A 432-nucleotide genomic window follows, 5' to 3' on the forward strand; every position below is an offset into this window, starting at 1 on the left:
CACCCGCCGCAGCCTTTCGGCCATCGATGGCCTGCAACAGCCGCTGCGCGCCCGATACAGCAACGATGCGATCTCGGCGCGAGTCGAACACGCGTTCTCCTTCACCACCGGCAAGGGACTGGTGATCCAGCCGCTGCTGCCGGTGGTGGACTACGCACGGACCTCGGCCACCCGTTTCAATGAAGGGCAGGGCGCCGGTGCGCTGCTCGGCCGCAGCGGCAGCCTGGAGAGCATTCGTGTGGGTGCCGGCCTGCAGCTGTTCAAGACCTTCGAGGGCAACAACGGCGAGCGCATCACCCCGCGTGCCCGCGTGGTCTGGCAGAAGGAACTGGGTGACACCCAGGCGCGCTACAGCACCGGCTTCGCTGCGGCCCCGGACCTAGTGTTTGGTGCCAGCAGCCAGGCCGTGGGTGAGCAGGTGCTGGCCTGGAA

At 67.8% G+C, this 432-nt stretch carries 1 protein-coding gene; it reads left to right on the forward strand.

The features are described from left to right. A partial coding sequence (locus VG556_RS22555) for an autotransporter domain-containing protein (RefSeq protein ID WP_423180074.1) occupies positions 1–432 on the forward strand: 432 nt, incomplete at both ends.

The sequence above is a fragment of the Stenotrophomonas sp. CASM106 genome, from assembly GCF_049384825.1.
GTDB lineage: Bacteria > Pseudomonadota > Gammaproteobacteria > Xanthomonadales > Xanthomonadaceae > Stenotrophomonas > Stenotrophomonas muris.